General features: G+C 45.4%; 12 protein-coding genes. 3 read left to right on the top strand and 9 right to left on the bottom strand.

The annotated features are described in order from the left end of the window. Nucleotides 1-51: 51 nt before the first annotated feature. The 3 genes from cobN to cobU form a co-directional block, all read right to left on the bottom strand. Nucleotides 52-3,789 (bottom strand): cobaltochelatase subunit CobN, encoded by a 3,738-nt coding sequence (gene cobN / locus BKB51_RS11965; RefSeq protein ID WP_085901307.1) that lies wholly within the window; start codon nt 3,787-3,789, stop codon nt 52-54. Between the two features lie 115 nt (nt 3,790-3,904). Then, complete coding sequence (gene cobW / locus BKB51_RS11960; RefSeq protein WP_085901306.1) at nt 3,905-4,939, bottom strand: cobalamin biosynthesis protein CobW; 1,035 nt, start codon at nt 4,937-4,939, stop codon at nt 3,905-3,907. Between the two features lie 25 nt (nt 4,940-4,964). Next, entirely contained in the window at nt 4,965-5,513 is a 549-nt protein-coding gene (gene cobU / locus BKB51_RS11955; RefSeq protein WP_085901305.1) for a bifunctional adenosylcobinamide kinase/adenosylcobinamide-phosphate guanylyltransferase, read from the bottom strand. Nucleotides 5,514-5,704: 191 nt separating this feature from the next. On the opposite strand from cobU, the gene bluB reads away from it, so the two are divergent. Beyond that, nucleotides 5,705-6,343 carry a 5,6-dimethylbenzimidazole synthase gene (gene bluB, locus BKB51_RS11950; protein WP_085901304.1) on the top strand — a complete coding sequence of 213 codons (639 nt, stop codon included), beginning with the start codon at nt 5,705-5,707 and terminating at the stop codon, nt 6,341-6,343. 51 nt (nt 6,344-6,394) lie between these two features. Here the strand turns inward: bluB and pepN are convergent, their stop codons facing one another. Both pepN and BKB51_RS11940 read right to left on the bottom strand, forming a co-directional pair. Beyond that, nucleotides 6,395-9,049 (bottom strand): aminopeptidase N, encoded by a 2,655-nt coding sequence (gene pepN / locus BKB51_RS11945; protein ID WP_085901303.1) that lies wholly within the window; start codon nt 9,047-9,049, stop codon nt 6,395-6,397. A 330-nt stretch (nt 9,050-9,379) separates the two neighbouring features. Continuing rightward, entirely contained in the window at nt 9,380-9,586 is a 207-nt protein-coding gene (locus BKB51_RS11940) for a (2Fe-2S)-binding protein (protein WP_047762170.1), read from the bottom strand. A 196-nt stretch (nt 9,587-9,782) separates the two neighbouring features. On the opposite strand from BKB51_RS11940, the gene BKB51_RS11935 reads away from it, so the two are divergent. Then, nucleotides 9,783-10,340, top strand: a complete 558-nt coding sequence (locus tag BKB51_RS11935) for a nitroreductase family protein (RefSeq protein ID WP_085901302.1) — start codon at nt 9,783-9,785, stop codon at nt 10,338-10,340. 50 nt (nt 10,341-10,390) lie between these two features. Here BKB51_RS11935 and BKB51_RS11930 read toward each other — a convergent pair whose 3' ends face one another. Further along, a complete protein-coding gene (locus BKB51_RS11930; RefSeq protein WP_085901301.1) occupies nt 10,391-10,813 on the bottom strand; it encodes a hypothetical protein in 423 nt (140 codons plus the stop codon). A gap of 14 nt (nt 10,814-10,827) precedes the next feature. Next, complete coding sequence (locus BKB51_RS11925; protein WP_085901300.1) at nt 10,828-11,280, bottom strand: PAS domain-containing protein; 453 nt, start codon at nt 11,278-11,280, stop codon at nt 10,828-10,830. A 206-nt stretch (nt 11,281-11,486) separates the two neighbouring features. Between BKB51_RS11925 and BKB51_RS11920 the strand changes: the two genes are divergently transcribed. Beyond that, on the top strand, nt 11,487-12,773 hold the full coding sequence (locus tag BKB51_RS11920) for a nucleotide sugar dehydrogenase (RefSeq protein WP_085901299.1): 1,287 nt from the start codon (nt 11,487-11,489) through the stop codon (nt 12,771-12,773). A gap of 65 nt (nt 12,774-12,838) precedes the next feature. Here the strand turns inward: BKB51_RS11920 and rodA are convergent, their stop codons facing one another. Beyond that, nucleotides 12,839-13,996 carry a rod shape-determining protein RodA gene (rodA, locus tag BKB51_RS11915; RefSeq protein ID WP_085901298.1) on the bottom strand — a complete coding sequence of 386 codons (1,158 nt, stop codon included), beginning with the start codon at nt 13,994-13,996 and terminating at the stop codon, nt 12,839-12,841. A gap of 2 nt (nt 13,997-13,998) precedes the next feature. Continuing rightward, the gene (gene mrdA, locus BKB51_RS11910; RefSeq protein ID WP_085901297.1) at nt 13,999-15,897 is read right to left on the bottom strand and encodes a penicillin-binding protein 2; all 1,899 of its coding nucleotides are present in this window, start codon (nt 15,895-15,897) and stop codon (nt 13,999-14,001) included. Between the last annotated feature and the right edge of the window lie 5 nt (nt 15,898-15,902).

The raw sequence follows: 15,902 nt of genomic DNA, 5'->3' as shown, positions 1-15,902 counted from the left end.
AATCTTCTCCCCAATATCTTCTCTAATTATACGATTCACAAACCAGTTTATTTAACTGGCAACGATGTTTTCCAAAAGAGCACGCGCAGAATTGGACCGCGCTTTCCATAAGTTCCTGTCCTGTGCTTCGATCATCCGTTCGGCCATTTCACGCAACGCCGCAGGGTTATTTTGCTCCAAGAATTCACGGACCTCAGCATCATCCAAATAAGCATCAAAAACAGCATCAAAATGATGATCTTCGACTACTTTCGCTGTTGCTGCAAAGGCAAAAAGATAATCAACGGTCGCCGCCATTTCAAAAGCCCCCTTGTAGCCATGACGTCTGACACCATCTATCCATTTTGGATTCACGACCCGCGCCCTGACTACCCGACCGATTTCTTCCTGAAGTGTTCTGATCTGCGGGCTTTCAGGACGAGAGTGATCATTGTGATAAACAGTTGGCTGTTCCCCAGAAAGGTGCCTAATAGCCGCAGTTATGCCCCCCTCAAACTGGTAATAATCATCGGAATCCAGTAAGTCGTGCTCTCGATTATCCTGATTATGAATAACCGCTTCCACATCTCTCAAGCGACTTTCAAACAAGCCATGTTCGGCTTCCCCTGCGCCACCACTACCATAGGCATAACCGCCCCACCCTATATAGGCTTTGGCAAGATCAGCTTCAGTTTCCCAACCGCGTTCATCAATCAGCGCCTGTAATCCAGCGCCATAAGCCCCAGGCTTAGAGCCAAAAACACGATAGCCAGCGCGTTTAGTCGCTGTCTTTTCATCTAACCCTTTAGCAATAAGATCCGCTGATTCAGCTGATACTCTTGCAGCCAAAGGATTCATTTTCTCGGTTTCTTCATCCAAGGCAGCTACTGCGCGACAGGCTGAATCAAACAGATCAATCTGTGCAGGAAAAGCGTCACGAAAGAAACCAGAAACTCGCAGTGTCACATCAACACGGGGGCGATCGAGAACAGACAAAGGTAGAATCTCAAACCCCACAACCCGTCTTGATGTTGGCTCCCATTTTGGCTGAACCCCCATAAGGGCCAGACCTTGCGCAATGTCATCCCCGCCTGTCCGCATGTTTGACGTTCCCCAAGCCGAAAGCGCCATTCGTTTTGGCCAGAATCCGTTTTCTTGACGATAGCGTTCAATCATCAGATTTGCTGATTTCCAGCCCAAATGCCAAGCTGCGGGGGTTGGCACAACGCGGGAATCTACAGAATAAAAATTCCGTCCTGTTGGCAGCACATCCGGCCGCCCTCGTGTCGGCGCACCAGAAGGACCAGGCTCGACAAATTGTCCATTAAGACCACGCAAAGTCCCCTTAATCTCTTCTGCACCACAAGATTCTACAATAGGCCCAATCGTGCTTTTGATTTCATCAAGAACCGGGCGTGTATTCTCCCATTCATCTAATGCTTGCGCCTCTCCGGATACCAGTTTTTGCGCCAAAATTTCGAGACGTTCGACAGTATCTCCATTGGTACGCCAACTACCCTCTGCGTCAAGAATATCAGGTTTTGGTCCAGACCAGGGATCACCGAAACGGCAATCCAAGGGATCGAATTCAATTGGAAAGCTCAAATCTTTTGCCAAAGATCGGATCAAAGAGGCATCACCCTCTTTCCCTTCACCACGTGGTAAACGCGTCAAAGCAATCAGCAAATCGTCTAGAAGGCGTCCTTCCGGGGCAAGACCAAAGATATGCAGACCATCCCGGATTTGCATTTCTTTCAATTCGCAAAGATAGTTATCCAGTTTTGAAAGCGCAGCATCTTCATCATCGGTTTGTTCAATACCGCAGTCCTTGTCCAAACCGATCCGCTGCGTGATCTTCAAAATTTCGTCTCTCAACACTTTCAAACGCCGAGGATCCACCCCTGCCGCTTCGTAATATTCATCACAAAGTTGTTCGAGATCAGCCAAGGGACCATAGGATTCAGCCCGCGTTAACGGGGGTGTCAGATGATCAATAATCACGGCTTGGGCACGACGCTTAGCCTGAGTGCCCTCACCCGGGTCATTCACGATAAAGGGATAAAGATGCGGTGTTGGACCAAAAACAGCTTCCGGGAAGCATTCCTCTGAAAGTGCCAATGATTTTCCCGGCAACCATTCCATATTCCCATGCTTGCCCATATGAATAATGGCATCGACTTTTTCTTCCTGTCGTAACCACGCATAAAAAGCCAGATATCCATGCGGCGGAACCAGATCGGGATCATGATAGGTTTCTACCGGATTAATATTATATCCACGCGCGGGTTGAAGGCCGATAATGATCTTGCCGCAATGAAACGCAGAGACTGCAAAAGCATCAGCATCCGGCATAAAAAAGGGATCATTTTCAAAAGCGCCCCATCTATCCTCAATCGCTGATTTGACCTTAACAGACAGCCCATCCCAGAACCGTTTGTAAGCACTTAACGAAATCTTTGATCGTATGACGCGCCCATCAACGGCAGCATTGGTTGGTCCCTCTGCCATGCGCTCGACCAAAGCATTCCCATCCACAGGAATATCAGTGACGCTATAACCAGCATCAAACATTGCCTGTAAAAGCTGTATTGTGCCAGCAGGCGTATCGAGGCCGACACCATTCCCCATGCGCCCATCCCTATTAGGGTAATTCGCCATAATCACCGCAACTTTGCGTTCAGAAATTTCTTTGTTCCTGAGCTGTAACCATGCAGCCGCCAAATCAGCGACAAAATCAATCCGGTCTGCTACTTCCTGATAACTGACAACAGAGCTTTGAGTTGCCTCGTCGTAGCGGGCTTCAGATTTAAATGAAACAGCGCGGGAAAGGATACGTCCATCGACCTCTGGCAACGCAACATTCATTGCGATGTCCCGTGCAGAAAGACCGCTTAAACCATCTCGCCACCCTGCCTCGTTCCCACCAGAAAAAATAACCTGCAAAATAGGTGCATCAACGACATCAAAAGGCGTTTCCTTTCTGTCCGCCCCGGGCGTTGAAATCGCAAAGCCCGTTGCATTCAGAATAAGTCCAGTATCTGCATCATTTAACAGTGTACTGACGATCCCTGCTGAAATCGGCTCTTTCAGCGAGGCGCAATAAACGGGTAAAGGATTAATGCCTTTTTCTTGTAGCGATTTGATTAAAGCATCAACCGGCGCCAAGTTGGCTGCCTGCAAAAGCGCACGATAAAAAACAATCGCAGCAACTGGTGCGCCCGCTATCCAATCATTACGCAGATCACCCAATTCAGGATTATCACTTCCCGGCCAATAGATACCGGATCGCAAAAGAGGTTTAGGCTCAACCCACTCAAAATCAAGATCAATTAACCCCGCAAGATAGCATAACAGATTTCGGGAATTATCTGGCCCACCATGAATGAAGTATTGCCACACCCGATGATAAACATCACGCGATACAGTAGAGTGAGCAGCAAGCTCTGCATCTGGTTGATCATCACCGGGTAACAACACCAGTGGAATATTCTTTTGCTTACAAATTGCCCTGAGTTGCTCTACCCCATAAGGCCAATAGCCAGCCCCACCAAGTATCCGTGCGACAACGACCTTCGCATTGGCGATAATATCATCAACATACAAGTCGACTGACATATTGTGGGATAACTGCATCAAGTTTGCCAAACGCAGAGACGGATATGCATCACCAATTACTTGTCTGGCCTGAACCAAGCTGGCCAGTTCGGTATCTGCCGCAGATACAATAACAATATCTCCCGGTGTTTGCCCCAGGTCGATTGCTTCGGATCCATCAGCGATTGCCCCGGGTTGGGCTTGTAACAGATGCATAGAGTATTTCTCTTGGTTCGGGTTTTTGTAATCCTGACTTATCGCTAAGTTTCGGATTGATAGTTATGTAACACCGGGACCGGAAGAGTCATGCTCGTCCCCGGTGTTATATTATTTAGGCCGCGATCGCAGCACGAATAGCAGGTTCGTCCATATCGTGATCACCAATAATCACAAGACGGGAACGACGCTCAACACCCTCTGACCATTCCTGATCAAAATAATGTTGGAAGCGGCTACCGACACCCTGGATCACAAGGCGCATATCTTTATCGGCAACTGCAGCGAAACCCTTCACACGAAGAATATCGTGTTCAGCGACAATCGGAAGCAGCTTTTCAATCAAAGCTTCCGGGTTTGCTATCTCGCCCAACTCAACAGCAAAACTTTCGAAATCATCGTGATCATGTTCGTGCCCGTCATCATGATGTGAAGGGCGGGAATCCAGATCATCTTCGGCAGCAGCTTCCAGCCCAAGCAGAACAGATGCGTTAATCTCTCCATGAGATATTTTCACGATCTTTACTTCCGGACGAATTTCTTTCCGTATTGCCGCTAGGACTGTATCCATGTCACCTTCATTAAGCAGATCCAGCTTGTTGACAACAACCATATCGGCGCACGCAAGCTGTTCTTCGAAAAGCTCTTCCAAGGGGCTTTCGTGATCAAGGTTTTCATCTGCTTCACGCTGCTGTGCAATTGCCTCCGGGTTTGTTGCAAACAGACCATCGGCAACAGCGCGGCCATCAACCAACGTAATAACACCATCAACGGTTACACGGGTACGGATTTCCGGCCAGTTAAAAGCTTTCACCAATGGCTTGGGCAAAGCCAAACCAGATGTTTCAATGATAATGTGATCAGGAGGCGTTTCGCGATTTAACAGCTTTTCAATCGTCGGAATGAAATCGTCCGCAACAGTACAACAGATACACCCGTTGGCGAGTTCCAGAACATCATCGTCATTACATCCTTCGATGCCACAGCCCTTTACAATATCGCTGTCAACACCAAGGTCACCAAATTCATTAATAATAAGCGCAATTCTTTTACCACCAGCAGTCTTCAAAAGATGCTGTATTGTCGAAGTTTTTCCAGCGCCCAGAAAACCTGTAATAACAGTGGCTGGAATTTTTGCTGCTTGAGACATACGTCAAAATCCTGCTTTTTAAAATTTAGTCAGACCCTACCGCAGGCGGTTTAACCTGCATTGGCAATCCTGACACCATAAATGTTACGGAAGGAACTACTGCAGCAAGCCGTTGATGTAAACGCCCTGCATAATCTCTGAAATCTCTGGACATCTTGTCCATAGGGACAATTCCTAAACCGACTTCGTTTGAAACTAACACAACAGGACAAGGCAACTCGGCCAAAGACGCGACCAATTGTGCACCTTCTACGTCAGGATTACGCCCCTCCATCATCAGGTTTGTTACCCACAGGGTTAGACAATCAACAAGAATTGTAGCATCAGGTCGCTGAATCCGTTTCAGGCATTGCACTAGATCCAACGGCTCTTCAAAGGTTGTCCAACGCGCGCCGCGCCGTTCTTTATGCTCATCAATCCGATCAGACATTTCATCATCCCAGACCCTCGCAGTTGCGACATAAAGACAGTCTCCCTTCTGCCGCTCCACCAACTGTTCGGCATAGCTGCTTTTACCAGAACGAGCCCCACCCAGGATTAACGAATGAACAAGCGCAGTATTTTTTTCTGCCATCACATTGGACTCTCTATCTTCGCAGGCGACGTACCGCTTTCATCAAATTCTCACCTAACCTTTTCTCTTGGACATAATGTTGTTGCAAGGCAAATATCAAAAACGGTTAATATGAATAAAACCATCGACAGTTCCGACCATTCGATGCATTTTCTATAAGCAACAAGTAGCGACGATTGGCTTCAAGTGTAATGAACAAACCAGATTTCAACGATAATTTTTGCAACAAATTAACCGAATTGTTGGAATGGCGCCGTGACGTACGCCAATTCAAGACAGACCCTCTGCCCGATGGCACTCTTGACGAATTATTGGATCTCGCATGTCTTGCCCCATCGGTGGGAAACAGCCAGCCCTGGCGCTATGTATTGGTCGAAAGCGAAACAACAAAAAAAGAAATCAAAGAAAATTTTGAACGTGCAAATGCACAAGCTCTTGAAGGTTATAACGGAGAAAAAGCGCAGTTATACGCCAACCTTAAGTTATCGGGCATGGATCGCGCCCCAATACAGCTCGCGGTTTTTGCGCACGAAGAAACTGAACAGGGCCATGGCCTAGGGCACCAGTCCATGCCTGAAATGTTACGCTACTCTGCCGTACTATCCGTTCACACCCTCTGGCTAGCAGCACGCGCTAAGGGTATAGGCTTGGGGTGGGTCTCTATCATCGATCCGGGTGCCGTGAAGCAAACACTGGAAGTACCCGACGAATGGGCGCTCGTAGCCTATTGCTGTATTGGTTATCCAACCGAAGAAAAAGATACTCCCGAACTGGTGACGCTGGGTTGGCAGGATCGCTTAGGTGATTGTCGTAAGCTTCTGATCAAGTAAAAAAATACCCGCTAAAGCAGGCATTTTTTACTAACCACAATATTATTTAATCTACGAAAGAGATTTGGATGCGATCTCATAGACATCATTAGAGAGATTCTCTGTGTCCAGAATTCTCTGCAATTCAATCTTCATCATTTTCTGATGTGTCGCATTCATCCGACGCCAGCTTCCCAAAGGTGCCAGGATCTTTGAAGCGACTTGTGGATTAATTCCATTCAAATGAATAATACTGTCGGCCAAGAAACGATACCCTTCACCATTTTCAGCATGGAACCGCGCCGGATTTGCCCCCGAAAATGCCCCAATAAGAGCCCTGACTTTATTTGGATTCTTATAAGAGAAGGCTGAGTGGGATAGAAGCTTTTTCACTTCCTCCAATGCGTTTGGAATTGTGGATGTAGCCTGAACAGCAAACCATTTATCCATGACCAAAGCGTTATCCGCATAGCGCTTTTCAAACTCTCTAAGAGCCTTTTCTCTTTCTTGCCCCGGAATGTCAGCCAGTAATGACAAAGCCCCCATTCGATCTGTCATATTGTCAGCGGTTTCAAATTGCTCGACAACAAGCCTCAAACACTCGGGGTCATTTTCAATAACCGACAAATAGCCAAGTGCCGTATTGCTAAGAGCACGACGTCCGGCAGAAACAGAATCCGGGCTATAGGCTGATATTTTTTTGTCCGCTAAATACAGTTGTTTGAACTCGCCGAACAAAGCCTTTGCAATGCCTGCCTTAAATACTGATCTAGCCTTTTCTACGGCAATAAAATCAGCGACTTCCATTTGTTCTGTGACATAATCAATGGATGGCAAAGTAAGAATTTGCGCCAAAAATGCAGGATCAAGCGACTTGTCCGCGATATTCAATGCCAAAACATCTGCATATTGGCGATCAAATTCAGCAACGCCACCATCCTGGATAGACTTCACCATGCTAAGGATCAGTCTCGAAGCATATGTTTGAGCTGCATCCCATCTGCTGAAAGCGTCTCTATCATGTCCCATCAAGAACGCGAGATTTTCAGTTGTATATTTGGTCGATAATTTTATTGGTGCTGAAAAATGTCTATTCAATGATGGAATTGGTGGCTCATTCACATCAACAAAGATAAATGTTTGATGAGCCTGGTCAAATCGTAGCGTTCGCTTTGTTGTCTGACTTACGACATTCTCTCCCTCAAGCTTTAGAGGAAGTTCGTCACCCTTCTGCCCAAGAAGACCTACTGTAAAGGGTATGAGCAACGGTTGCTTCACATCTTGCCCCGGTGTCGGCGCAGTGAATTGATCAAGTGTCAGAATAAAGGTTCTCTGTTTCTCGTCGTAGGACCAATTGGCTTCAACTTCCGGTGTTCCCGCCTGACTATACCAAAGACGGAAATGGTTAAGGTCAGCACCATTGGCATCTTCCATAGCCGCAACAAAGTCGTCACAGGTTACAGCTTGGTTATCGTGTCGTTCAAAATAGAGATCCAACCCCTTACGGAAGCCGTCCTTCCCGAGAAGTTCCGCCATCATCCTGATCACTTCCCCACCCTTTTCGTAGACGGTAGATGTGTAGAAATTATTGATTTCAATATAGGATTCAGGTCTGATCGGATGCGAAAGAGGTCCGGCATCTTCGGGAAACTGTCGAGCACGTAATGTTCGCACATCCTGAATGCGTTTTACAGGTGCAGAGCGCATATCCGCACTGAATTCCTGATCTCGATAAACAGTTAAACCTTCTTTTAGACTTAACTGAAACCAGTCCCGACACGTTACTCTGTTGCCCGTCCAGTTGTGAAAATATTCGTGCGCAACGATCGCTTCTATACGTTCAAATTCAAAATCTGTCGCCGTACCCGGACTTGCGAGAATACATTTGGAGTTAAAGATATTAAGGCTCTTATTCTCCATAGCGCCCATATTAAAGTCGCTAACAGCGACAATGTTGAAGATATTCAGATCATATTCCAACCCAAAACGTTCTTCATCCCATTTCATCGAACGAATAAGAGAGTCCATGGCATAGGCACATTTATCTTCGTTTCCATGTTCAACAAAAATTTTAAGGGTTACATCTTGACCTGAGCAGGTTTTAAAGCTGTCTTCATGACAAGCCAAATCGCCAGCAACCAAGGCAAACAGGTAACTCGGTTTCGGGAAAGGATCATCCCATCGGGCCCAGTGACTGCCGTCATCCCCGCCCCCCTGATCAACTAGATTACCGTTCGACAGCAAGATCGGGTAGCTATTCCGATCCGCATGAACAGTCACCGTGTATGTCGCCATAACATCCGGACGATCAGGATAATAAGTTATCCGGCGAAAACCTTCGGCCTCACATTGCGTACAGAAGTTCCCACCCGACAGATAAAGACCTTCTAGTCTGGTGTTCTGAACAGGATCAATACAGGTCACAATCTCCAGGACAGCTTCTGTAGGGAAGTCAGGAATAGAAAGAGAAAATTCGCCGAGCACATACTCGTGCTCTCTCAACACTTTCCCATCAATGGCGATAGAATCCAGACGTAATTCGTCACCATCCAAAATCAGAGCTTGTTTTCCACTGGAATTTTGTCTGGAATTTTGCCTGATCTTTAATTTAGAATGAACCTTGGTTGCTTCGGGCTTGAGGAAAAAAGTTAAGTCAACATGATCTACCAAGAAAGCCGGCGCCGTATAATCCTTTAACTGCGTGGCTTTCACTTGTGCCTTTTTCATAATTCCTCACCAAAGAACAGCTTTAATTTATACAATATAACTTCTTACCTAACACTATTAGGCAAAAACAGAAACAGCAATGATAAAACTACTATTTCCAGTTGTTAAATATCAAATCTGTTCTTGGGGATCATATCGGTTATAATTAAATTGAGGATTACAAAATGCTCAAAGCATGAGTTTTCACAATCTTCAAGCTAATTTAAAATCGCATCAAAGCACCTGCCTAAACCTAACTTGAACATAGTTCAAAGCGGTTTCATTACCCTGAAAACATGGCCGAAAATTATGGGAATTACAGTAAAGGGAAATTACAGCAATGAGGGAGGCCTATTCGGCTGCGAGGTGCCTCATCTTTGCGAACTGTGCATTAAGTGATTTCTCTTCATCAAGCATATCTTTGATATCGCAGCCGCATTTTCCACACTGTGGAGAACAATCCATCGCCTTGTATACGCCTGCTACAGAAGAAGCGCCGAGACCGACTACATTCTTCACATCTTTTTCTGTAAAACCGTTACATATGCAAACGTACATTTTCTCTCTCGCCATTGAGAATGATTTTCATCCACGACCAATGTATAGTGTAAATGAGAATTGATTGCAAATAGATTAATCATGATAATCAGATTTAAATGACCCCTCACCTTCTTCAGTCCTCCAAGATCAAAAAGAGGGTGTAAGTTTGCCAATTATCATTTATGAGATGAATAAAGCTTATTAGGAGATTATCTTGTCATTTCTTTTATCTCGTAAATCTATTGTTACCCAATGGATGGTAGACCCCGCCCCAAGTAAAGAAGACATCAACTATATGCTCCGTGCTGCTGTTACTGCGCCGGATCATGGCTGGTTACGCCCATGGCGTTTTGTCATCATCGAAGGAGAGGCAAGAAACAAGCTTTCTGAGCTTTTTGTAGAATCGCTCAAAAAACGAAATCCTGATGCCACAGCAGAACAGCTGGAAAAAGAAGGCAGCCGTCCCAAACTCGCACCGCTTGTCATCGTCGTCTGCTCGGTCATGACAGACGAAAAGCCGGGCGTGCCAAAGAACGAACGCGTTCTTTCCGCTGGCGCAGCAGCTCAGAACATCATGCTTGCGGCCCATGAACGGAATTACGGAGCGATTTGGTTAACCGGAAATGCTGCTTATGACCCTAATGTCAAAGCTGGACTAGGTCTTGAAGACAATATGGACATTATCGGCTTCTTATATGTCGGCAGTGTAGAGAGAGAAGTAAAAGAGCGTAAACGCCCAAATCCAGAAGATTTTACAATTTATTGGAAATGATGGAATGACAATGGTAGGGCTAAATCAAAAGCCCTGCCAAATATTCTTTCTCATAGACTCTGTAAGTAATAGAGCAGAGTTGCACCACCCGCGAGTATAGCAACAAGCCATAACAATAACACCCACAGGCTTGGGCCACTTTTCTTTACTGTTTTGGTAGCAGGTTTAGTGTTTTGACGAGGACGTTTTTTAAGGGATTTTCGCTCTGAACGATCTACTTTAACCGCTGCCGTCTGTTGCTTAGCTGCGCGGTTATCCCGATCAGCAACTGTGGTTTCAAAAATCACCCGTTCTCGGCTGGAATTACTATCTTCATTAAACGTTTCCTGTACAACTCTCACCGCAGAAAAACGTTTGGAATCATACAGTCTTTTTGCTGTAGATAGCGCCATGTCCTTATCATCAAGAACACATTCAAGCACCCAGCGATTATTCTGATAAGTATCAACTTCGAAAGAAACAGCCTGAGACATCCTGGCTAAAACCCTTATTTGTTCGTGACTTTTCGGCAATTTGCACCGCCAAAGAGTGCATCAACAAACTCATCATCCGACGATAAAGGCATTAACGTACTGCGATAAAGGAGCTTATCCCCACCATCTTCACACTCTCCCCCAATGCTTACAGGAACTCCTAATTCCATTACCCTTGGCATAAAACGTGTTGCTTGTTGAACAAGACTATTATCAGGACTAGCACTCACCTCTTTCCCCATCAGAGGTGCCCGATCAGCAGGCCAAATCAAAGATCCTATATGATGAAAGGTTGCGCTTTCATCTTCATCCCCCAGCAAAATTAAAAAACACCAATCCCAGTCGTCTCCGAGCTCGGATGCTTTAATATCATCCAAGCTTGGCATTTTCCGGCCGTCTTTTTTCTTCTCCCAGTAATCAAGCAGGCGAAAAACGAGACGTCGTTCGATACCTTTATATTCTGCCATTAAGACAACCTTTTGATTTCATGACAAATTCGTACCATTTTTTAGTAACATCAAAATGGTAAACAAATGGTCAAACATCTATTTTTACCTTTATTTGATCTAAGTCTAATTCTGTGATCACCTTCCTGGTAGAATTAATATTGCCTAGATATCGTCGATCACTTACAACGAACAAAGATTCATTTTGACTTATTCAAGCTGGTATTATGACAGAAAATCCAACAATAAGTATTATTGGCTTAGGCTATGTCGGTCTTCCGCTGGCAGTTCATTTAGCAAAGCACTATAAAGTCACTGGTTTCGATATAAACCAAAGCCGTATCACCGAACTTTCAGAAGGTTTTGATCGTACAGGTGAAATAGAAACGTCTGATTTACGGAATTCTACTCTACATCTGACAAGCGATACAGCAGAGCTTAATGGTCACAACGTTCACATTGTTACTGTTCCAACACCTGTAGATAACAATAATACACCAGATCTCACCCCTGTAAAAATGGCATCTGAAACAGTTGGCCGTTTTTTAAAAAAAGGTGATATCGTTGTTTATGAAAGTACCGTTTATCCCGGCGTAACAGAAGATATATGCGGCCCTATTCTCGCCCAATGCTCCGGGTTGGAATGTGGAAAGGACTTCTTCCTTGGCTATTCCCCCGAACGCATAAACCCTGGGGACAAAGAACATACCGTCGATAATATCACAAAAATTGTTGCAGGGCAGACTCCTGAAGTAGCTCAAATACTTAAAAACATTTATGGCACAATGAATGGTGACAAAATATTTTTAGCCAAAAATATTAAAACAGCCGAAGCTGCAAAAGTAATTGAGAATGCGCAACGAGATATCAACATTGCATTCGTAAATGAAATTGCCGTTATCTTCCAGAAGTTAGGTATCTCAGTCTACGATGTCTTAGAAGCTGCAGGCACAAAATGGAATTTCTTGAACTTCCAACCTGGGCTTGTAGGAGGTCACTGTATTGGTGTGGATCCCTACTACCTTGCGCACTGTGCAGTTGCTACAGGACATGATCCAAAAGTTATATTATCAGGCCGTACAACCAACGAAGCCATGAGCAAGGCCGTAAGTAACGCTATTCACAACACAATACTGGCAAGAGATCCAAATTTACGCCAGCCTCGCACTCTTATCCTAGGGTTAACTTTTAAAGAAGACGTACCGGATCTAAGAAATACCAAAATAACTGATATTATTCATGATTTAAAAGAACTGGGACATGAAGTAGATGTTCACGATTCCATGGCTGACCCTCTCGAAGCAAAACAGTTTTTTGATATAGATCTGAAACCATCTCTTGAAACCGATGTACCGTATGACTGTGTAGTTGGTGCTGTGCCCCATAGTGGCTATAAAGAACTAACAAACATCAATATCCAACAGATCATCAAGCCAAACGGTCTAATTGCTGATATGAAAGGAATGTGGCGAGATCGTAATTTCGATAACGGCTATGGATACTGGTGTCTCTAAACAGGGGCCTTAATAGAAACGCCAACTATATCAGCATTCAGTAAGTACAGCATAGAGACATCACGTTATTCATCGTGCACACCATGGCGGGAAATCTTGATGTCTCTATGAAGCCACACTGACATCACAAGACCAAGACCTACCATAACCGTCAACATCACAGTTCCACCGTATGAGATAAGCGGCAATGGAACGCCAACAACAGGTACCAACCCCATAATCATAGCTATATTAATAAAAACATAGAGAAAAAGGTTAAAAGTCAAACCAATAGCCAATAATCGGCCAAACTGATTTCTTGAGCGCAAAGAAATTGCCAAACCATAAACCATCAAAAGAATATAGAGCCCCAAAAGTACAAGCCCGCCAACCATACCAAACTCTTCGGCAAGCATCGTGAAAATAAAATCTGTTTGCTTTTCGGGTAAGAAATTCAAATGGCTCTGAGACCCCTGTAAAAACCCTTTTCCAAATACGCCACCAGATCCAAAGGCAATTTTGGATTGATGAATATGATACCCTGTACCCAAGGGATCTTGCTCAGGGTTTAAAAAGATCAAAACACGGTTCTTTTGATAGGTATGCAAGAATTGCCAACCAATAGGGATTGCAGCAAGGCCGGACACAACAACCACAGCAAATTTCCAAAGCCGCACACCGGCACAAAAGAAAACAGCCCCGGATGCCATAATCAACATACCAGTTGTTCCCAAATCAGGTTGTCGCAGCACCAGTACAGAAGGCGCAAGAACCATGACCAATGGAATGATCAAAAAAGTAATTCGCCCGATATCTTCTTGCGAAACACCATGAAAGTATCGAGCCAAAGCAAAAACAATGGAAACTTTCATCAACTCTGATGGTTGTAACTGAATAAACTTCAGATCAATCCACCGCTGAGCCCCCATTCCGACACTGCCCATGACCTCGACCCCCACCAAGAGAACCAAGGCTCCAAAATAGAACAGGTAGCTAACACGGAACCAAAATCGTATGTCCACCAGAGCTACGATAATCATCATGACAAAACCGACAGCAAAACGAATTGCCTGTCTCGATGCCCAAGGGTCAAAGCTTGCATTTGCAGCAGAATAAAGCATCCCCAAGCCAATTGAGGCGATCATGCAAATGAGGATAATCATTCCCCAGTTTAACTGCCAGAGCTTTTGCCCAAGGGTAATTTCCGGATTGTGCCGCCCAAGGTAATGAGGCTGTTGACCCATATTTACGACTCTCCAGCCAAATTTATCACTTCAGCACTTTGCTCTAGGGGCAAAGCAGGCGTACGCGCAGGATCTCTTCTTTGTGTTTCCAGCAAGATATCACGAGCAATTGGCGCTGCACTTTTAGAGCCGCCGCCATGTTCCACAATAACAGCGCAGGCATAACGAGGGTTATCAACAGGGGCATAGGCTACAAACAAGCCGTGATCTCTTCGTCGCCATGGCAAATCTTCATTCTTGAAAATTCCAGCTTGTCTTTCGGCAAGGGTAATTCTGCGCACTTGCGCTGTTCCTGTCTTACCGGCCAACTCCCAGCCTTCTTCTTTGATACGATATTTATATGCTGTACCGCGAGGATTATTCGAGACAGCATCCATGCCCTGATAAATCATCTTCATATGCTCTTGGGGGATCCCCAGATCCTCGAATTCGGGAACAGCATAGGCAACTGTTTTTTCACCTTCTCTATACCCTCTAGCAAGACGAGGTATCACCTTTTTACCGCCCGCAGCTATCCGAGCCACCATAACACCCAACTGGAGTGGCGTGGCGAGGACAAAGCCCTGTCCAATTGACGTAACAAGAGTTTCCCCCCCTTGCCATGGCTCGCCTATATTGGCTTCTTTCCAAGCTTTGGTCGGGATAACACCTGAGCGTTCACCAGGTAAATCAATATCGACTTTCTCGCCCAGGCCGAATTTGTTTGCCATTTCAGCAATTTTATCGACCCCAATACGTCGCGCGACATCATAAAAATAGATATCGCAGGAATGTTGCAATCCTTCGATCATATTGACTGTACCGTGTCCCCCACGCTTCCAACAATGGAACCGCGCATTTCCTAGCTTCATAAAACCAGGGCAATAGGCTGTGTGGCTTAAAGCACCAATGCCCTCCTTCATTGCTGCCAGGGCCACAACCATCTTAAAGGTTGATCCCGGGGCATAAGTACCTGCAATTGCCTTATTCGTAAGCGGTGTATAGGGGTTAGTAATCAAGCTATTCCACTGTTTATTGCTAAGACCCAGATTAAAGGCGCTTGGGTCGTACCCAGGCACAGAGCCCATTGCGAGGACATCCCCGTTCTGAATATCGATCACAACACTTGCTGCAGATAGCTCACTCATAAGCCTTTGTTGGACAAATGTTTGCAAGCCGGCATCAACCGTCAGAATCATCTCACGACCGCTACCGCCTTCATTTCTGGCAAGTTCACGAATTACACGGCCATAAGCATTCACCTCAAACTCACTGGTCCCGGCCTGTCCGCGCATATCACTATCGTGATACTTCTCTATGCCACTTTTACCAATCCGAAAGCCTGGCAGCTCCAGTAAAGGATCCCCCGTCAGTTCTTTTTCAGAAACGGCTGCTACGTACCCCAGAATATGAGACATATTAGCCCCATAAGGATAAAAACGGGTTTCACCGACTTCGATACTCGCTCCTGGCAGATCAGCTGAATTTACTTCGATACTACTGACCTGATCCCAGCTCAAATTATCCTTAACAGTAACGGGGACAAAGCCTCGTTTGCGTTTTACATCTCTCAGGATACGTTTGTAGTCATGCTCAGAAAGTTTGATCAGTTTCGCCAACGCGTCCAGGGTCGCCATAAGATCTGGCGTTTGCTCCTTTACAACAACGACCCGGAAATTTTGCTGATTATTTGCGACTTCAACACCGAAGCGATCAAGAATGTTGCCACGTCTTGGTGGAAGCAATCGTAGATTAACACGGTTATCTTCTGCCAAGGTTTTATACTTCTCAGCCTCGATAACCTGTAGATAATACATACGGCCAACAAGCGCAGACAACAATGCGGCCTTTCCACAAGAAAGCATCAATATTCTGCGGGTAAAACCTTTATGACGGTCCTGGTCTTCGTGAACCATCGGCATAAACT

Origin of the sequence: Kiloniella majae (genome assembly GCF_002118315.1) — a bacterium.
Classification (GTDB): domain Bacteria; phylum Pseudomonadota; class Alphaproteobacteria; order Kiloniellales; family Kiloniellaceae; genus Kiloniella; species Kiloniella majae.
This window is presented reverse-complemented; position numbering and strand designations above follow the sequence as displayed.